This is a genomic window from Pseudomonas spelaei, from assembly GCF_009724245.1.
GTDB classification, from domain to species: domain Bacteria; phylum Pseudomonadota; class Gammaproteobacteria; order Pseudomonadales; family Pseudomonadaceae; genus Aquipseudomonas; species Aquipseudomonas spelaei.
The window spans coordinates 198,402-216,379 of the sequence record NZ_WNNK01000010.1; the positions used below are offsets into that span (position 1 = coordinate 198,402).

Annotated in this window: 17 protein-coding genes; 7 read left to right on the forward strand and 10 right to left on the reverse strand. The window is 60.3% G+C overall.

The features are described from left to right. Positions 1–3: 3 nt before the first annotated feature. The 4 genes from GNF76_RS14250 (at position 4) to fba (ending at position 3,001) form a co-directional block, all read left to right on the forward strand. Entirely contained in the window at positions 4–1,167 is a 1,164-nt protein-coding gene (locus GNF76_RS14250) for a phosphoglycerate kinase (RefSeq protein WP_155583782.1), read from the forward strand. Positions 1,168–1,196: 29 nt separating this feature from the next. After that, the gene (locus GNF76_RS14255; protein ID WP_155583783.1) at positions 1,197–1,418 is read left to right on the forward strand and encodes an META domain-containing protein; all 222 of its coding nucleotides are present in this window, start codon (positions 1,197–1,199) and stop codon (positions 1,416–1,418) included. Positions 1,419–1,478: 60 nt separating this feature from the next. After that, positions 1,479–1,814, forward strand: coding sequence for an MliC family protein (locus tag GNF76_RS14260; RefSeq protein ID WP_155583784.1), 336 nt, complete (start codon positions 1,479–1,481; stop codon positions 1,812–1,814). Between the two features lie 122 nt (positions 1,815–1,936). After that, on the forward strand, positions 1,937–3,001 hold the full coding sequence (gene fba, locus GNF76_RS14265; protein WP_007913760.1) for a class II fructose-bisphosphate aldolase: 1,065 nt from the start codon (positions 1,937–1,939) through the stop codon (positions 2,999–3,001). A gap of 53 nt (positions 3,002–3,054) precedes the next feature. Here the strand turns inward: fba and GNF76_RS14270 are convergent, their stop codons facing one another. Next, positions 3,055–3,720, reverse strand: a complete 666-nt coding sequence (locus GNF76_RS14270; protein ID WP_155583785.1) for a polysaccharide lyase family 7 protein — start codon at positions 3,718–3,720, stop codon at positions 3,055–3,057. A 286-nt stretch (positions 3,721–4,006) separates the two neighbouring features. On the opposite strand from GNF76_RS14270, the gene GNF76_RS14275 reads away from it, so the two are divergent. Together GNF76_RS14275 and GNF76_RS14280 are read left to right on the forward strand one after the other, a co-directional pair. After that, positions 4,007–4,513: a M48 metallopeptidase family protein gene (locus GNF76_RS14275; protein WP_155583786.1), complete on the forward strand. Its 507-nt coding sequence runs from the start codon at positions 4,007–4,009 to the stop codon at positions 4,511–4,513. Between the two features lie 19 nt (positions 4,514–4,532). After that, a complete protein-coding gene (locus GNF76_RS14280; RefSeq protein ID WP_155583787.1) occupies positions 4,533–4,829 on the forward strand; it encodes a winged helix-turn-helix domain-containing protein in 297 nt (98 codons plus the stop codon). A gap of 97 nt (positions 4,830–4,926) precedes the next feature. Here the strand turns inward: GNF76_RS14280 and GNF76_RS14285 are convergent, their stop codons facing one another. Beyond that, positions 4,927–5,379 carry a GNAT family N-acetyltransferase gene (locus tag GNF76_RS14285; RefSeq protein ID WP_155583788.1) on the reverse strand — a complete coding sequence of 151 codons (453 nt, stop codon included), beginning with the start codon at positions 5,377–5,379 and terminating at the stop codon, positions 4,927–4,929. A 255-nt stretch (positions 5,380–5,634) separates the two neighbouring features. On the opposite strand from GNF76_RS14285, the gene GNF76_RS14290 reads away from it, so the two are divergent. After that, positions 5,635–6,372, forward strand: a complete 738-nt coding sequence (locus tag GNF76_RS14290) for a substrate-binding periplasmic protein (RefSeq protein WP_155583789.1) — start codon at positions 5,635–5,637, stop codon at positions 6,370–6,372. A 4-nt stretch (positions 6,373–6,376) separates the two neighbouring features. On the opposite strand, the gene yccS is transcribed toward GNF76_RS14290, so the two are convergent. The 8 genes from yccS to GNF76_RS14330 all read right to left on the reverse strand — a co-directional run. Further along, positions 6,377–8,560, reverse strand: a complete 2,184-nt coding sequence (yccS, locus tag GNF76_RS14295; protein ID WP_155583790.1) for a YccS family putative transporter — start codon at positions 8,558–8,560, stop codon at positions 6,377–6,379. Between the two features lie 234 nt (positions 8,561–8,794). Next, positions 8,795–9,973: a BaiN/RdsA family NAD(P)/FAD-dependent oxidoreductase gene (locus GNF76_RS14300; protein WP_155583804.1), complete on the reverse strand. Its 1,179-nt coding sequence runs from the start codon at positions 9,971–9,973 to the stop codon at positions 8,795–8,797. Between the two features lie 176 nt (positions 9,974–10,149). Next, positions 10,150–11,487 carry an ATP-dependent RNA helicase DbpA gene (gene dbpA, locus GNF76_RS14305; protein ID WP_246211911.1) on the reverse strand — a complete coding sequence of 446 codons (1,338 nt, stop codon included), beginning with the start codon at positions 11,485–11,487 and terminating at the stop codon, positions 10,150–10,152. 219 nt (positions 11,488–11,706) lie between these two features. Next, entirely contained in the window at positions 11,707–13,134 is a 1,428-nt protein-coding gene (mdtD, locus tag GNF76_RS14310; protein ID WP_155583792.1) for a multidrug transporter subunit MdtD, read from the reverse strand. 36 nt (positions 13,135–13,170) lie between these two features. Then, positions 13,171–14,061: an alpha/beta fold hydrolase gene (locus GNF76_RS14315; protein WP_155583793.1), complete on the reverse strand. Its 891-nt coding sequence runs from the start codon at positions 14,059–14,061 to the stop codon at positions 13,171–13,173. Positions 14,062–14,357: 296 nt separating this feature from the next. Then, a complete protein-coding gene (locus tag GNF76_RS14320; protein ID WP_155583794.1) occupies positions 14,358–15,674 on the reverse strand; it encodes a TldD/PmbA family protein in 1,317 nt (438 codons plus the stop codon). Then, the gene (locus GNF76_RS14325) at positions 15,674–17,116 is read right to left on the reverse strand and encodes a metallopeptidase TldD-related protein (RefSeq protein ID WP_178123334.1); all 1,443 of its coding nucleotides are present in this window, start codon (positions 17,114–17,116) and stop codon (positions 15,674–15,676) included. The genes GNF76_RS14320 and GNF76_RS14325 overlap by 1 nt, the downstream gene beginning before the upstream one ends. Before the next feature lie 121 nt (positions 17,117–17,237). Next, positions 17,238–17,978 (reverse strand): RraA family protein (locus GNF76_RS14330; RefSeq protein ID WP_343037820.1); only part of this gene is annotated, 741 nt, incomplete at its 5' end.

Genomic DNA, 17,978 nt, shown 5'->3' on the forward strand with positions numbered 1-17,978 from the left:
CCCATGACCGTGTTGAAGATGACCGACCTCGATCTGCAAGGTAAGCGCGTACTGATCCGCGAAGACCTCAACGTCCCAGTCAAGGACGGTGTTGTCACCAGCGATGCGCGAATCCTGGCCTCGCTGCCGACCATCAAGCTGGCCCTGGAAAAAGGCGCGGCCGTGATGGTCTGCTCCCACCTGGGTCGTCCGACCGAAGGTGAGTTCTCGGCGGAAAACAGCCTCAAGCCTGTCGCCGATTACCTGAGCAAGGCCCTGGGCCGCGAAGTGCCGCTGGTAGCGGATTACCTGGGTGGCGTCTTTGTTGCGGCCGGCGACATCGTGCTGTTCGAAAACGTGCGCTTCAACAAGGGCGAGAAAAAGAACAGCGACGAACTGGCCCAACAATACGCCGCCCTGTGCGACGTGTTCGTGATGGACGCCTTCGGTACCGCTCACCGCGCCGAGGGTTCGACCCATGGCGTTGCCAAGTTCGCCAAGGTTGCGGCTGCTGGCCCGTTGCTGGCTGCTGAGCTGGACGCACTGGGCAAGGCGCTGGGCGCTCCGGCCCAGCCGATGGCGGCCATCGTTGCCGGCTCCAAGGTGTCGACCAAGCTGGATGTGCTCAACAGCCTGAGCCAGATCTGCAACCAGTTGATCGTCGGCGGCGGTATTGCCAATACCTTCCTGGCGGCTGCCGGCCACCCGGTGGGCAAATCCCTGTACGAACCCGACCTGCTCGATACCGCGCGTGCCATCGCCGCCAAGGTCAGCGTACCGCTGCCGGTGGACGTGGTCGTTGCCAAGGAATTCGCTGAAAGCGCCACCGCTACGGTCAAACTGATCGCTGACGTCGCTGCTGACGACATGATTCTGGATATCGGTCCACAAACCGCTGCCAACTTTGCTGAACTGCTGAAGTCGTCCCAGACTATTCTGTGGAACGGCCCGGTCGGTGTGTTCGAGTTCGACCAGTTCGGCAACGGCACCAAAGTGCTGGCGCACGCTATCGCTGAAAGCTCTGCGTTCTCCATCGCGGGCGGCGGCGATACCCTGGCGGCCATCGATAAATATGGCGTGGCTGATCAGATCTCCTACATTTCTACCGGTGGTGGCGCGTTCCTCGAATTCGTCGAGGGCAAAGTGCTGCCAGCGGTCGAAGTATTGGAAAGCCGAGCCAAAGGTTAAGGCTCACGAGCAGGAAAAGGAGCATTCCCATGGTCAAGTCGTTAGCGCTGGTCATCACGGCGGGTCTGCTGGCTGGTTGCGGCAGTTCGCCCAAGGCCACGCCCGAGGCTGAACAGGTTGCGCCGGGCAAGGGCTGCTACCAGGCCGACTGGCAAGCCGAAACCATGCCGGTGATCAGCAAGCGCATCGGGCCGGACGGGCTGGAGAAGTACGACTCCCCGCCCAAAGGTAAGGAACAGGGTTGCCCTTGACGGGTCTGACTCATTAACCGACAGCAATGGCGGCGCTATGCCGCCGTTCGAGGATTGGCAATGAAAGGCGTTATCGCCCTGGCAGCCCTGGCTTTATTGGCCGGTTGCAGCAACTTGAACATGTTCGACAGCAAGGCTACGCCGCAAGACAAATGGACCACCTGGACCTGCGACAGCCAGGCACAAGTGGTTTGGCGGTTTACCGATGCCAGCCATAGCCAGGTGGATGTACGCCTTGGCGGTTCGGATCAGGTCTATCGCCTCAAGCAGGAGCCAGCGGCTTCGGGTGTGCTGTACAGCAATGCCCAGTTGGCGTTTCACACAAAGGGTGAGGAAGGCCTGATTTACTGGGTTGCCACCGACGATTTGATTGGCCGGGGCTGTAAAGCGCCTTAGGTCTCAATGCAATAACGATTCAGCTGATCGGACTTCAACACCCGATCGGCAATAACTTGAATAGCAGCCGCCGCTACGGCAGGCTTGCACGATTAACGACCCTCGACCGGGAGAGAGACACAATGGCACTTATCAGCATGCGTCAAATGCTGGACCACGCAGCCGAGTTCGGCTACGGCGTTCCAGCTTTTAACGTCAACAACCTTGAGCAGATGCGCGCCATCATGGAAGCCGCTGACAAGACTGACTCTCCAGTGATCGTCCAGGCTTCGGCCGGCGCCCGCAAATACGCCGGTGCCCCGTTCCTGCGTCACCTGATCCTTGCAGCAATCGAAGAGTTCCCGCATATCCCGGTGTGCATGCACCAAGACCACGGCACCAGCCCTGACGTCTGCCAGCGCTCCATCCAACTGGGCTTCAGCTCGGTGATGATGGACGGTTCCCTGGGCGAAGACGGCAAGACCCCGACTGACTACGACTACAACGTGCGCGTTACCCAACAAACCGTAGCCATGGCTCACGCCTGCGGCGTATCGGTAGAAGGCGAGCTGGGTTGCCTGGGTTCCCTGGAAACCGGCATGGCCGGTGAAGAAGACGGAATCGGTGCCGAAGGCGTGCTGGATCACAGCCAGATGCTGACCGATCCGGAAGAAGCGGCTGACTTCGTCAAGCGCACTCAGGTCGACGCCCTGGCCATCGCCATCGGTACCAGCCACGGCGCCTACAAGTTCACCAAGCCACCTACCGGCGACGTGCTGGCCATCGACCGCATCAAGGAAATCCACAAACGCATCCCTAACACCCACCTGGTGATGCACGGTTCTTCCTCGGTTCCGCAAGAGTGGCTGGCGATCATCAACCAGTACGGCGGCGACATCAAAGAAACCTACGGCGTGCCGGTTGAAGAAATCGTTGAAGGCATCAAATACGGCGTGCGCAAGGTCAACATCGACACTGACCTGCGCCTGGCGTCCACCGGTGCGATGCGTCGCCTGATGGCCACCAACCCGAGCGAATTCGACCCACGTAAATTCTTCGGCGCTACCGTGACCGCGATGCGTGATGTATGTATTGCGCGCTACGAAGCGTTCGGTACGGCGGGTAATGCTTCGAAGATCAAACCGATCTCCCTGGAAGCGATGTACCAGCGTTATTTGAAAGGTGAGTTGAACGCCAAGGTTAACTAAGCCCTAAGCATTTATAAAAAACCCGCAGTGATGCGGGTTTTTTTATGGCCGAGTTACTCGTGGTCAATATCCAGTTTGGCAAACGTCACCTTGCCGCCTTCCTTGCTATCGCCACTGTTGTCCTGCACATAGACCCCAGCCTTGAAGTACAGAGGCTTTGCCCCCCAGGCGGCGCCGATGCGTTCGTTCCATTGCCCGCTGGCGGCTTCGACGCTCAACAGGCCGGCGCGATTCAAGTGGATGACGTAGGTGAAATTGCGATCCAGAGGCACGTTTTCGGCGACGATGATTACCCGGCCTTCGCCATCATCCGGACGCATGCGCACTTTGGCCACGATGTTGCCGGTCTGGGTTTTTTCCTTGTACTGGTATTCGACTTTGACCAGCGGTTTCTGGCTGTCATAAGCGTGAATCTGACCGATGACGATCTTGCCGGAAGACGGCACTTGGTTGACGGCCAGGGTGGCGCGCAGGAAGTTGTCGGCCTCGGGATAGGTCCAGTTGCGCAAGCGGCCGTCGGCGTAGGTTTCTCGCAGTTCGCTGCGTGGGTAGATGGCGTTTTCGGTGCGGGTGCCGGTGACGGGCGTCCAGAACTGGATGCTGCTGCCTTCTGCCTGGAAGTACTGGCCGTTGAACCCGCTGAGCAGCTTTGGGGTGTCGATGGTTGTGGGCGGGGAGCCGACGGGGATGCTCAGGTTCCAGGTGGACAGATCAATCATTGAGTAAGCCTTTATGCAGAATGAGAAGGGAAATCACGTTCTTTATAAGTGCCCGGCAACGGTTTGTTAACATTTTTAAGTTGATTAATTGACGTCAATAACCTGTCAAAAAGCCATGTTCCCCGTAAACCGTGGCCTGTGAAGGCTGACCGTTAGTCAGTTGCCTGAGCTTTGACACAATGATGAAACTTTCCTGTCTGTTGCTTTATTGGATCCATTACCCTGCGCGCGGTGCCCTGATGAATTCGCTACACTGGCGCCCTTCAAATCCTCTGTCGCTGAGCCCATGACCGCGCTGAAATACCTCCAGGCTTATCCCGCTGCCTTGCAGGACCAAGTCCGCCAATTGATCGCCAAGGATCAATTGGGCGACTACTTGAGCCAGCGTTATCCCGAGCGCCATGGTGTACAGAGCGATAAAGCACTCTATAGCTACGCCCTGGCCTTGAAGCAGGAGCACCTGCGTAATGCCCCGGCCATCGACAAAGTGCTATTTGATAACCGCCTGGACCTGACCCATCGCGCCCTGGGCCTGCACACCACCATCTCGCGGGTGCAGGGTGGCAATCTCAAGTCGAAGAAAGAGATCCGCATCGCCTCATTGTTCAAGGACGCCGCGCCGGAGTTTCTGCGGATGATCGTTGTGCACGAGCTGGCGCACTTCAAGGAGTCAGATCACAACAAGGCGTTCTACAAACTCTGCGAACACATGCTGCCGGGGTACCATCAGGTGGAATTCGACCTGCGGGTATACCTGACGTACCGGGATTTGCAGGGCAAGGCGCAGGCATAAACGACAGAGGGCAGCGAGCATGGATGTCAGCAAGACCAAGAGCAGTTTCTACCGCCGCCTGTATGTGGCGTATCTGATCGACAGCCAACAGGCCAGCAGCGTCCCGGCGCTGACCGAAGTCACTGGCATGCCCAGGCGCACGGCGCAAGACACCCTTGCGGCGTTGGCGGACCTGGATATTGTCTGTGAGTTTGAACAGGAAGAGGGCGCCCGTAACCATGCCGGGCGCTATCGGATTCGCAGTTGGGGCGCGATTGATCAGCGCTGGATCAAGGACAACCTGGTGCAGATCAAACAGGTACTGGGCTACCCCTGAATCAGGGGGTGTTGGGTCTGGCCTCATCGCGGGCAAGCCCGGCTCCCACATGTGATTGCATTTCCCCGTGGGAGCCGGGCTTGCCCGCGATGGCGTACTAAGTTTTACGCATGCCGATGTGAGGAATGTCATCTTCCAGGTATTCCTCTCCCGCCACGACAAAGCCGTAGCCTGCGTAATACCCCTGCAAATGTGCCTGGGCCGACAAGTAGATCGGTACCTCGGGCCACTGCTTCTCGGCCTGTTTCAACGCTTCATCCATCATCTGATGACCAAGCCCCGTCCCTCTGGCGCTCGGTGCAACGATCACCCGGCCGATGATCACGTCACCGCCTTGTGATTCGGGGTCGAGCAGACGCAGGTAGGCCACCAGATGATCATCGGTCCAGGCCATCAAGTGATAGGTATCGCCCTCCAGGTCCTGGCCATCGATATCTTGATAGACGCATTTTTGCTCGACAACGAAGACCTCCGATCGCAGGCGCAAGATGGCGTACAACTGCTCCTTGCCCAAGTCGTTGTGGTGTTTGCAGACCCAATCAACTGTCATCGTTCCATCCCGATTAATTACCTGTCTGGGATAGTAAGCCGGTGTGCCGCAACTGTCTTGGTTGTCGAGGCCTGGGATGAATAATTCGCCAGTTTTGTGAGTGGCGTCAATTTGCCATCATTGAGCGCTTCCGCCTCGGGCTTCTTTGTGTAATCTGCGGTACAGCCCGAGTGATGAGCTACAGTCAGGTCCTGTATTTGTGCAAGAACTGTCATCTCTCATTGGGATTTTGCCCGCTGCGAAAGGACATCAAGCATGCCGCGATTGTCTCCTGCCGTTGCTTTGCTCGCACTGCTGTTGTTGGCCCAGACGGCTGCGGCAGACCGCTTGCGCCTGGTGGCGGATAGCTGGCCACCTTTCACTGATTCGACCCTGGTCAATGGCGGCCTGGCCACGGATATTGTCAGCACTGCCCTGGCGCGTGCGGGCTATGCCAGCGATTTTGAACAGGTGCCTTGGGCGCGGGCGCTGATGGGCGTGGGCGATGGGCGCTATGACGTGCTGATCAACGCCTGGTATGACGAGTCCCGCACTCACCTGGGGCAGTTTTCCGGTGAGTACTTGCTTAACCGGGTACGGTTTATCAAGCGCCGGGACGACCCAATCGAGTTCCAGAACCTGCAGCAACTGCACGAATACCCCATCGCGGTGGTACGCGGTTATGCCTACGCGGCGGCATTCGACAGCGACACTCAGTTACAGAAAGTACCTGTGCATAACTTCGCCATGGCCGTGCGGATGCTGGCGGCCAAGCGTGTGCGGCTAACGGTGGAGGATGAGTTTGTCGCCCGTTATTACCTGGCCCGAGAATCGCCCAGGGTGCGCAATGCGGTGGAGTTCCTGCCGACGCCGTTGAGCGAAAACAGCCTGCATATCCTGGTCAGCCTGAAAAATTCGCAGCATGAGCAGATCGTCGCCGACTTTGATCGGGAGATTGCCAAGATGAAAGCGGACGGCAGTTATGCGCGGTTGATGAAGCAGCACGGGATGTAGCGGCCTACGCGGCGCTGCTGTCTTTGATCAAGTGCGCGGCCAACGTCCGCAGCGGTCCCAACTGCCGGCAAATCAACGCCAACTGCGTTTGCACCAGCCGTTGTCCTTCATCGATCTCATCCGGCATCTGCTCCAACTCAACCGCCAGTGCTTCCTCGGCGTCGCTCTGGATGGCGATTGGCTGTTTGTTGGCCAGCCCCGTGGCGATTTCGTCGATGCTCACCGCCAGGGTATTGCCGGCGCCTTCGATCAGGTGTTCACGCACTTCGGCCGGTAGTTGGGTCTCGCGGTGGGCACCGAGCCCCGACAGGTAGCTGAGCAAGGTGTGGGACAACACCAGGAAGCGGAAGCCTACATCGGCTTCCTTCCGGAAATGGCCCGGCTCCATCAGCATGTTGGCCAGGGTGGTGGACAGTGCGGCGTCGGCGTTGTGGGCATTGCGCCGGGCCAGGCGGTAAGCCAGGTCATCGCTTTTGCCGGCGGCGTACTGCTGCATGATTTGCCGCAGGTAGATGCTGTTGCAGGTCAGGGTGTTGGCCAGCACCTTGTTCAGACGACGGCCCTGCCAGTCCGGCAGGAACAGGAACACCGCCAGCCCGGCGATCAGGCTGCCCAGCAGGGTATCGAACAGCCGTGGCAGGAACAGTCCATAGCCATCGCCCACCTGGTTGAAGCAGAACAGGATCATCAAGGTGATCGCGGCGGTCGCCAGGGTGTAGCGCGTGGTGCGGTTGATAAAGAACACCAGGCCTGCGGCGATAGCGAACGTGGATTGGATCAGCGGGCTTGGGAACAAATCGAACAGCGCCCAGGCCACGGTCAGGCCGATGGCGGTGCCGATGATCCGCTGGCCCAGCTTGCGCCGGGTGGCGCCGTAGTTGGGTTGGCAGACAAACAGCGTGGTGAGGATGATCCAGTAACCCTGGGACGGGTGGATCAAATGCACCATGCCGTAGCCGATACTCAATGCCAGGGGCAGGCGCAGGGCATGCCGGAACAACAATGACGTCGGCGTCAGCTGGGTGCGCAGGCGCGTCCACATTTCCTTGAGGTTGCGCGGTGCGCGGTCCAGCAGGCTGCTGTCGGTGGCATCGGCCAGGCTGTCGGGGTTACTGGCGTCGCCAAGCAGCCGGTCCAGAGTCGACAGGTTGGCCGCCAGGGCGCGCAAGGAACGCAGCAAACCGCGCCAGGCCGGGTTGCTCTGGATGCGCAGGTGCTCGAGGGAGGCGTTGAGGTCGCTCAGGGCCTCGGCGAAGCTGTCGTCATAGACGAAGGGCTGACGCATCTGTATCGATTCGGCGAGGGTCTGGCAGGCCTTGCCTTGCTGGCGCAGCAGGCGTTGGCAGCGGAACAGCACGTCACTGTGGAAGAAGGCTTCGGCGAGGGCGTTGTAAGGGTAGTGGGAGGAACTGGCGCGCTCGTGGATGTCCTGGGCCAGGAAGTACAGCTTGAGGTAACGGCTGACCTTGGACCCCGGTCGGCCATTGCCGACCCGGTGCAGGATGATTTCCTTGGCGGCGTTCAGGGCCGCCACCACCCGACCATTCTGTTGGGCCAGCTCCAGGCGTCGCGCCTCTACATCCAGCTGGCGGATCGGTTCGAACAGTGACGATTTGAGTTTGAGGTAACGCCCCAACTCACGGAACAACCGCGCCAGGCTCTGTTGCACCGGCTGATTGGAAAACAGCGCCTGCCACAACACCGAGAGCACGCCATACCAGGCGGCACCGGCCACCAGCAGCAGCGGCTCATGCCAGAACTCCGTGACCGTTCCGCCGCGCTGGTCCACACCGATCATGGTGTAGACCGAGAGAATCAGCGTGGCCGAAGCGATCGCTCCGTAGCGTTCCCCCAATGCCCCGAGCATGGTCAGGCCGAAACTCGCCAGGGCCAGGGCGATGGCGAAGATCCAGGGGTAGGGGAAAAGCAGTTCGACTGACAGCGCCGCGACGCTGAAACACACCAGCGTTACCGCGAGGGCGTTGAGGCGGCCTTGCCAACTGTCATCGGTCTCGGCCAGGGCGCTGGCGATAATCCCCAGGAACAGCGGGATCAGCAGCGCCATTTCATCTTGATACCAACACAGCGCCATGCTGCCGGTGAGGGCGATGAATACCCGTACGCTGTAGCTGAACTTATCCAGCGCCCAAAGGCGCCGCATGGATTGGCGGAACGAGGTCGATGACATGAAGTCTGGGGTCTTCCGGGACGATGTCGCTAAATTGAGCCAGTAATGACGCCACGGCAAGCGTGGCGATCACATCGGACAGCAAAATTTGTTCCGGGGCACTTGTTTGAAAACAATGAAGATCAACTGTGGGAGCTGGCTTGCCTGCGATGAGGGCGGTAAATTCAACATCATTGTTGACTGATTAACCGTCATCGCAGGCAAGCCAGCTCCCACATTTTTTACCGCGTTGTGTCAGGCGTATTGCGCGGCGGCGTAGCCCGAAGCCCACGCCCACTGGAAGTTGAACCCGCCCAGGTGCCCGGTCACATCCAGCACTTCGCCAATGAAATACAGCCCCGGGCTTTTCAGCGACTCCATGGTCTTGGACGACACTTCCCGCGTGTCCACGCCGCCCAGGGTCACTTCCGCTGTGCGATAGCCTTCGGTTCCCGCCGGCACCAACTGCCAGCTTCCCAGTTTGTTGGCGATGTCCGCCACTTCGGCATGGGTGTACTGCTTCATTGGCTTGGACTCAAACCACGTCTCGGCCAACAGGTTGGCCATCTTCTTGGTGAAGATCTCACCCAGCAGGGTTTTCAACTCGCTGTTGGGGCGCTCGGCCTGTTGCTGTTGCAGCCAGGTGTGGGCGTCGTGGTCGGGCAGCAGATTGATTTCAACGGTGTCGCCGGATTCCCAGTACGAGGAAATCTGCAAGATCGCCGGCCCGCTCAGGCCGCGATGGGTAAACAGGATATTCTCGCGAAAGCTCTGGTCGTTGCAGCTCACCAGGCAATCCACTGAAGTGCCGGACAGTTCGCCGCACAGCTCCTTAAGCTGATCGGTGATGGTGAACGGCACCAGGCCGGCGCGGGTCGGCAGCAGTTCATGGCCGAACTGCTTGGCCACCTGGTAACCGAAACCGGTGGCGCCCAGCGTCGGGATCGACAACCCGCCCGTGGCGATCACCAGGGATTCGCAGCGCAGCTCGCCCAGGGTGGTCTGCAAGTGATAACCGCTGTCGAGCTTGGCGATCTCCTGGACCGAGGTGTCCAGGTGCAGGCTGACGCCGACCTGGATGCACTCGTCCAGCAGCATGCCGAGGATGTCGCTGGATTTGTTATCGCAGAACAACTGGCCGAGTTTCTTCTCGTGGTACGGCACGCCGTGCTTGGCCACCAGCCCGATAAAATCCCACTGGGTGTAGCGGGCCAGGGCGGACTTGCAGAAGTGTGCGTTGTGGGAGAGGAAGTTGGCGGGCTCGGTGTACATATTGGTGAAGTTGCAGCGGCCACCGCCAGACATCAGGATCTTCTTGCCAGCCTTGTTCGCGTGGTCGATCAACATCACTTTGCGCCCACGGCCGGCGGCGGTCAGCGCACACATCAAACCTGCGGCGCCGGCGCCAATGATTACGACTTCGGTAGAGCGCAAAACGGTGTCCTCATGCAAATGTTGGTTCACTGCAAATCCTGATCTGCAATGCAATCAAATGTGGGAGCTGGCTTGCCTGCGATGAGGCCGGCACATTCAACCTTTCTGTTGAATGACCCGCCGCCATCGCAGGCAAGCCAGCTCCCACATTTTGATCTCTGTGTAACTTGAGACCGTTACAGAATCCGAACGCGCAACGAACGGCCTTTGATCTTGCCGTCGTTCAAACGCTGCAATGCCTGCTTGGCGATCGTGCGATCCACCGCCACAAACGCCTGGAAATCAAAGATCGCGATCTTGCCCACCTGGGCACCTGGAATCCCTGCGTCACCGGTCAAGGCACCGAGGATGTCGCCCGGACGAACCTTGTCTTTACGCCCGGCCGCAATGCACAAGGTGCTCATGGCCGGCAGCAGCGGTGCGCCGCCCTGGGACTTGAGGTTGCTCAGTTGGTCCCAGTTCAGTGGCGACTTCTGCAGCAGCTCGATGGCCTGGGCGCGGTGGGCTTCAGACGGTGCCACCAGGCTGATAGCGATGCCGGTTTCACCGGCGCGACCGGTACGGCCAACGCGGTGGATGTGGATTTCCGAGTCGCGGGCCAGTTCGACGTTGATCACCATGTCCAGTGCATCAATGTCCAAACCACGGGCGGCAACGTCAGTGGCGACCAGCACCGAAGTACTGCGGTTGGCGAACATCGCCAGTACCTGGTCACGGTCACGCTGTTCCAGGTCGCCATGCAGGCCGACGGCGGAAATGCCTTTGGAGGTCAGGTGATCAACGGTTTCCTGCACTTGCTGCTTGGTAAAGCAGAAGGCCACGCAAGAGGCGGGGCGGAAGTGGGCCAGGACCTTGGTCACCGCATCCATGCGCTCTTCCGGGGAGATCTCGTAGAAACGCTGCTCGATCTGCTCGTCCGAGTGGAACGCCTCGGCTTTCACTTGCTGCGGCGCACGCATGAACTTGGACGCCAGCTGCTTGATGCTCACCGGGTAGGTGGCGGAGAACAGCAGGGTCTGGCGGCGTGGCGGGGTCTTGCTGATGATGTCTTCGATGGCGTCGTAGAAGCCCATGTCGAGCATGCGGTCGGCTTCGTCGAGGATCAGCGTGTTCAAACCGTCGAGCACCAGCGAACCCTTGCGCAGGTGTTGCTGGATGCGGCCCGGCGTGCCGACGATGATGTGTGCGCCGTGCTCGAGCGAGGCGATCTGCGGGCCGAGGGACACGCCGCCGCACAGGGTCAATACCTTGATGTTGTCTTCGGCGCGGGCCAGGCGACGGATTTCCTTGGCCACCTGGTCAGCCAGCTCACGGGTCGGGCACATCACCAGAGCCTGGCAGCCGAAATAGCGCGGGTTGATCGGGTTCAGCAGGCCGATACCAAAGGCCGCTGTCTTGCCGCTGCCGGTCTTGGCTTGGGCGATCAGGTCCAGCCCCTTGAGGATCACCGGCAAGCTTTGCGCCTGGATCTGCGTCATCTGGGTATAACCAAGAGCGTCCAGGTTAGCCAGCATGGCGGCGGACAGCGGCAAAGTATTAAAAGCGGTGGCGATGGTGGTCACGGGACTGGCCTGCAAAACAAAATGTCGCGCAGTGTAGCAGCCCCGAAGGATTTTCCCTGCACGTTCCAGACGAGAAGCTGTAGGCCAGTAGCCGCTGTCGAGGCACGAGGCTGCGATGCGGGCCGCAGGGCCGCCGCTTTGGGGCCGCTGCCCAGCCCATCGCAGCGGCTATTAGTGCTCGATGTCGTGCTCGCGGTTGACCACCCGTCGGCCATCTGTGGGTGACAGCTGCAAAAAGATCGCCGCCGCCAGCATCGCCATGATGCCCACGGTGAGGAAGGTCAGCTGGAATGCGCCGAGTACCGTACTGACGCCATCGTTGCCAACCTCGGCGGTAAAACCACCCAGCAACGCACCGGCGCAGGCCACCCCCAGGCTCAGGGACAATTGCGCCACCACCGACAGCAAGCTATTGCCACTGCTGGCCTGGGCGTCGTCGAGGTCGATCAGGGTCACGGTGTTCATGGCGGTGAATTGCAGGGAGTTGATTGCCCCCAGAACGGCCAGCATCGCCAGCAGCAGCGGGTAGGGCGTGTGTTCGCTGACCAGGCCCATGCTCGCCAGCATGATCCCGAGGAACAACGTGTTGCCGGTCAGGACAATGCGATAGCCCAAGCGCTCGATTAGCGGCCGGGCAATGGATTTGGCAAACATGGCCGCTGCGGCGAGGGGCAGCATGCTCATCCCGGCTTCGGACGGCGAGTAGCCCAAGGCGATCTGCAACAGCAGCGGCACCAGGAACGGCAGGGCGCCGCTGCCCAGGCGGGCGAACAGATTGCCAAGGATACCCACGGCGAAGGTTCTGGTTTTGAACAGCACCGGCGAAAACAGCGGGTTATCGATATGCCCGGCCCGCAGCCAATAAGCCGCCAGGCACGCCAAGCCGCCGAACAACAGCAACATCACCCGCAGGTGCGGCAGGTGTAACTCGCCCAGGCCCTCCATGGCGATGGTGATCAGCACCATCGCCGCTCCAAACAGCAGAAAGCCGACGCTGTCGAAGCGTGTGCGTTCGCTGCCCCGCAAGTCCGGGATGAATTTCCACACGGCGTAGCAGCCGATCATGCCCACCGGCAAGTTGATCAGGAAAATCCAGTGCCAGGTCAGGTACTGCACCATCCAGCCGCCCATGGTCGGGCCGAGCAATGGGCCGAGCAGGCCGGGAATGGTGATGAAGCCCATGATGCGCACCAGCTCCGAGCGCGGGTAGGCACGCAGCACCACCAGCCTGCCGACCGGCAACATCAGCGCGCCGCCAAGGCCCTGGATCACCCGCGCACCCACCAGCATCGTCAAGGTGCTGGACAAGGCGCACAGCAACGAGCCGATGCTGAACAGCATGATCGCGCCGAAGAAGATTTTTTTGGTGCCGAAGCGGTCGGCAACCCAGCCCGAGGCCGGGATCAGCAAGGCGACGGTAAGCATGTAGGCGATCACTACGCCTTGCATGCGCAGCGGGTCTTCCGCCAGGTCCCGGGCCATGGCCGGCAGTGCCGTGTTGAGGATCGTCCCGTCCAGCGATTGCATGAAGAAGGCAATCGCTACCACCCAAGGTAGCCAGCGGGCGGTCTTGGCATCGAGCGGGACGCGATTCGGCATTGAGAACCCTTTTGTTAGCAGGCTATGTAGTGCTGATTATGCGCTATCACCTACGCGTTTTCCCACTGGCGGTTCGTCTATATCTGACAACGATACGTCCTTGCCCACCAGAAAATCGATCAGCGCCCGATGCACGGAGAGGGCGGCCTCGCGGGATTCCAGGTCGAGCAAATGGCCGGTGTGTTCGGCGGTGGCAAAACTGCTGCGGCCGACATACTGCTTGAACAACTGCGCCTCATTCGCCGGGGTGTATTCGTCCAGCGTACCGTTGAGAAAGTGCACCGGTGTTTCAATCTGGCGCAGCTGCGGCAGGTAGTTGCCATCCCCCAGTTGCAGCACTTGGTGGATGTGAAAACGTGCCTGACGGTATTCGGTGGTGGCCATGTTCGACAGGTGATGGTGATTGTTGCGCTTGAGCCTGGGGGACAGGTATTTGCCCACCGTCTCATTGAGCAGATGACCGACGGCAGACTTGTCATCGGCCTCGATCAGCACCCGAACTCGTTCCACGTATTCGAGCATTGCCTGGTTCAGATTGGGCGCCAGCGCCATTACCACGGAGCTTTCGATGGAGGGTGGGTTGCGCGCCAGGGTCAGCAGCGTGGAGATACCGCCCCATGAGGCCGACACCAGGTGGTTAACCTGAAAACGCTCCACCAGTGCGCGCAGGATTTCCACTTCGTCGTCCTTGGTCACCAGATCCAGGTGGGTATTGTAGGGGCGTGAATAGCCGGAAAACGGTAAGTCGAACATCAGCACGTTGAAGTGCTCCGCCAGGCATTTGCTGGTGCGCGCAAATGAGCGGGTGGTGGACAGCGCGCCATTGACCAACAGCACGGTTTTCTTTTCTGGGTGGTTACCAAGCTGCTCTACGTGAACGTTGTAGTGCTTGAACAGCTTTTCAATGACAAAACTTCCATGGTTCATGTCAACGCTCCAGCTTGCCCTTTCCCGGACAAGGTCATGCTTCACTTGGGACAAGTGGGTTGAGGACGGCGGAGTAGTTGTTTGAGTTATTTTTACCGCGCAGGCGTGGCTAGATGCCACCAACCTTTATAACGAGGATTTTTGAGCGCGACAACTGGCCGACTGGCCAGGTGTCTAGGGCGGGGGTTGTGTGGGAGCGGGCTTGCTCGCGAATGCGGTGTGTCAGTCAACTTATTTGCTGGCTGATACACCGCATTCGCGAGCAAGCCAGCTCCCACATGGGGTCTCATCGGTGTTTAAAGGGTTAGGGTCAGACGTTTTACCAAGGCGCCCGGCAACAGGTTTGACGAGGTATTGCGCTGGCTGTAAGTACTGGCCGACAGCAGCAACTCTCGCTCGGCGGTCAACGCTTCCAGCTGCGACCCCAGCAGGTTATAGACACTGTCATCAAAGCGCATGGTGCTCACGGGAGCCTTGATCTCGCCGTCTTCCACCCAGAACGTCGCGAAGCGGGTCATGCCGGTCAGGCGCGCCGCCGGCTGGTCGGAGTAGTTCAGGTACCACAGGTTGCTGATGTACAGGCCGGTGCCCAACTGCTTGAGGATATCGGCCTGGGCCAGGCTGCCTGCGGCCATTTGCAGGGCTGTAGGGGTTTCATCGCTTTGCGCGCCGTTGGTACTCAAGCCGTATTCGGCGGCGCTGCGGGAGTTGACCAGGCGCTCATCGGCTTTGCCTGCATTGATCAGCTTCACGTCGCTGCGCGGATAGCCTTCGCGGGAAAACGCCGGGCTTAGCGAACCGCTGACCTGCTCATCCACCGACACCAACGGGCTGAGTGCCTGGTCACCTGCGTACAGCCGTTGCAGCGGGCTGCCTTTACTGGCGATGGCCTGGGCAGAGAAACCGCCCCAGGTCAGCATGCCGATGATTTCCTCCAGCGCCGCCGGAGCCAGGTACGCACGGTATTGGCCGGGTGCCAGCGGGTGCAGCGGTCGGCCGAGAAACTCAAGCTGCTCACGGGCCTGCTGGAATCGGCGGGCGAAGGTTGTACTGTCCCAATTGTTGCCGGCATAGCTGGCTTTCACAGCTTCGCCATTGGCATGGAACAGGCTGAAATCGAAGTTGAAGCTGTTGGCCTGATGCCAGCCAAAGGCGCCGTTCGAGCTGGCGAAGCCGCGGCTGATGGGACCGGCAGCATAAAAGCCGACCATATCAACGCCCTTTGCGGCCTGGCTGATTTCTTCCAGAACCTGGGTCAGTTCTGGCAGCGGCTGGTCCTGTTCGTCCTTGCTTTGCCAGGCATTGTGGTTAAGCAGCAGATACGGATCCTGAGGCAGCAACGGCAAGGTTTCCCGCAGTTGTTGCAGGCCGTCGGCCAAGCGTTGGCGGTCCAGTATCGGTTCGCCGGCCAGGGTGATACCGAGGTCGGCGTGACGACCGTCATGGATCAGTTTCAAGTTCAGGCTGGCCTGTTGCACGTGACCGGCCTGGCGCACCTGGGCGTGGTTGAAGCGCACGAACTCGGACGACTCCGCCGCGTAACCGAGGTGGAACTGTTCTGTATCGGTGATGGCGTGTTTGAGCCAATCCACCAGAGCCTTGAAGGTATTCATCAGGCATCTCCCCCAAACACGTCGACGTTGCTGAACACACAGGCCGGCGACGCATGGCCGACGCGGATCACTTGGTTGGGCTCGCCCTTGCCGCAGTTCGGTGTACCCAGCACCTGGAAAGTGCTGGCATCGCCGACGGCGCTGAGCTTGCGCCAGAACTGTGCGGAAATGGCCCGGTAGTTGGGGTTCTTCACCACGCCCTTGAGCTCGCCATTTTCAATCAACTGGCCCCATTCGCAGCCGAACTGGAATTTATTGCGCGCGTCATCGATGGACCACGAGCGGTTGGTCGACATGAGAATGCCGTGCTCGATGCCTGCGATCAGTTGTGCCTGGCTCTGGTCGCCGGCCTCGATATTGAGGTTGGCCATGCGATCGATAGGCGCACGGTTCCAACTGCACGCGCGGCTGTTGGCCACGCCGCTCATGCCGGAACGGTACTGCGACAGCGCACCGCCCAGCGGTTTGAGCAGCAGGCCTTCACGAATCAGGAATTGTTTGCTGGCAGCGGTGCCGTCGTCGTCATGGCCGTAGCTGGCGAGCTGTTCGGGAATGTCCGGGTCGAAAGTCACGTTGAGCAGCTTGGAGCCGTATTGCAGGTGGCCAAAGTCGCTGGCCTTGACGAAGCTGGTGCCGGCGTAATTGCGCTCGTCGCCGAGGATGCGGTCGAGTTCCAGCGGGTGGCCGATGGACTCGTGAATCTGCAGCATCATCTGGTCGGGCATCAGCAGCAGGTCGCGCGGGCCTTCTGGCGTGTTCGGAGCCAGCAGCAGTTGCAGCGCCTGGTCGGCGATCCGGGAGCCTGCGCCAATCAGGCCGAAGCGGCTGATCACCTGCGCACCGCCTTGCTGGCCGAAGTTGGTGCCGCCCAGGGTACGGGTCTGGCTGTCGTTGCCGTCGTAGGCGGTGACGCTCAGGCCCGGGAACACGAAACGCTGGGCCTGGCGCAACTCGGCGCCGGCACTGTTGAGGTAAATCTGTTCAACATGGGTCATGCCCAGGCTGACTTCCCAGTTCACCAGGCGCTCGTCCTTGGGCACCGCGGCGGATTCACTGCCGAGCAGTTGGTAGCAATCGCTCAAGGACGGGAAGGGTTGGTGCAGGTCTGGCGAGAGGTAGTCGGCCACGTCGCTGGACACTGGCTGGTCGCGCAGGTCGAGCAGGGCATGGGGCAAGATCCGCCGGGCTTGCTGTTCGGCACGTTCAAGAGCGGCTTGCAGGCCAGGCAGGGAAATGTCGTTGGTTGCCGCGTAGGCTTCGACACCGCCCAGGCGCACGGTGAGCATGGCGCCTTCGTCGTGATTCAGGTGCGGCGGTTCGGCGACGTTCTTGCGCACCGACAGGTATTGGCCGGATTCGCGGACATAGCGCAGGGAAAAGAATTCAGCGGTGGTGCGCAGGGCAGAGAAATGTTTTTTTAAGTGCGGGTGAGCATCGAACACGTGGACCTCCTTGTGGGCTGCATTGGCCCGGAGGGCCTTATCGCAGGCAAGCCAGCTCCCACACTTTGATCTGTGAATACATTCAAATGTGGGAGCTGGCTTGCCTGCGATGCGTTTGACTTTAGACCGGGCAACCCTTGGCGCGCAGGATGGCGTCAAAACGATCAGGGTCCAGGGTGCCGGCTTCGATAGCCGCCAGTGTAGCCTTCTCGCGGGCCAGCAGGTCGTGGCAACGCACCAGCAGTTCCGGCAGTTCGCTGCGGGATGCGGCCACCACGCCGTCGCCATCGCCAATCATCAGGTCGCCCGGAGCGACCAGCATGCCAGCACAGGAGATCGGCACGTTGATCTCGCCGCCGCCGTCGGTGCTCGGGCCACGGTGTACGCCGCCGATAGCGTAGGCCGGTAGTTCGCCGGTTTGCCATTCATCGAGGTCGCGCAGGGCGCCGTTGATCACCACGCCGACGATGCCGGCTTTCAAGGCCATGGCGCGCATGATGCCGCCGAATACGGCGCGGGTCAGGTCGGCGCTGCCGTCGATTACCAGCACATCGCCCGGACGGGCCATCTGCATGGCTTTGAGAATCATCAGGTTGTCACCTGGGCGCACGCGCACGGTCAATGCGCTGCCAAGCATGGGGGCATTACCGTGGAAGGACTTGAGGCCCAGGCCTCCGACGTTACGACCCAGGCAATCGCTGACGGCAGCGGCCGGGATCTTGCTGAATTCCTTCAGCCACTTTGGATCCAGGGGTTCAACGTTGGGATTGATCAGGAAGCCGGTAGGCCATTTGCTCGAAGAAACGACATCAAACATGAGAAAGCCTCGTGGCCAGGCAGAAGCCGGCGTGTCGATAGGGCA

Excerpts from the sequence above, each read along its gene's own strand:
- yccS (WP_155583790.1), bottom strand. The coding sequence starts at position 8,560 with ATGTCATCGACCTCGTTCCGCCAATCCATGCGGCGCCTTTGGGCGCTG.
- GNF76_RS14250 (WP_155583782.1), top strand. The coding sequence starts at position 4 with ATGACCGTGTTGAAGATGACCGACCTCGATCTGCAAGGTAAGCGCGTA.
- GNF76_RS14320 (WP_155583794.1), bottom strand. The coding sequence starts at position 15,674 with ATGAATACCTTCAAGGCTCTGGTGGATTGGCTCAAACACGCCATCACC.
- GNF76_RS14285 (WP_155583788.1), bottom strand. The coding sequence starts at position 5,379 with ATGACAGTTGATTGGGTCTGCAAACACCACAACGACTTGGGCAAGGAG.
- GNF76_RS14290 (WP_155583789.1), top strand. The coding sequence starts at position 5,635 with ATGCCGCGATTGTCTCCTGCCGTTGCTTTGCTCGCACTGCTGTTGTTG.
- dbpA (WP_246211911.1), bottom strand. The coding sequence starts at position 11,487 with ATGCTGGCTAACCTGGACGCTCTTGGTTATACCCAGATGACGCAGATC.
- GNF76_RS14280 (WP_155583787.1), top strand. The coding sequence starts at position 4,533 with ATGGATGTCAGCAAGACCAAGAGCAGTTTCTACCGCCGCCTGTATGTG.
- GNF76_RS14260 (WP_155583784.1), top strand. The coding sequence starts at position 1,479 with ATGAAAGGCGTTATCGCCCTGGCAGCCCTGGCTTTATTGGCCGGTTGC.
- GNF76_RS14315 (WP_155583793.1), bottom strand. The coding sequence starts at position 14,061 with ATGAACCATGGAAGTTTTGTCATTGAAAAGCTGTTCAAGCACTACAAC.
- GNF76_RS14275 (WP_155583786.1), top strand. The coding sequence starts at position 4,007 with ATGACCGCGCTGAAATACCTCCAGGCTTATCCCGCTGCCTTGCAGGAC.
- GNF76_RS14270 (WP_155583785.1), bottom strand. The coding sequence starts at position 3,720 with ATGATTGATCTGTCCACCTGGAACCTGAGCATCCCCGTCGGCTCCCCG.
- fba (WP_007913760.1), top strand. The coding sequence starts at position 1,937 with ATGGCACTTATCAGCATGCGTCAAATGCTGGACCACGCAGCCGAGTTC.
- mdtD (WP_155583792.1), bottom strand. The coding sequence starts at position 13,134 with ATGCCGAATCGCGTCCCGCTCGATGCCAAGACCGCCCGCTGGCTACCT.
- GNF76_RS14255 (WP_155583783.1), top strand. The coding sequence starts at position 1,197 with ATGGTCAAGTCGTTAGCGCTGGTCATCACGGCGGGTCTGCTGGCTGGT.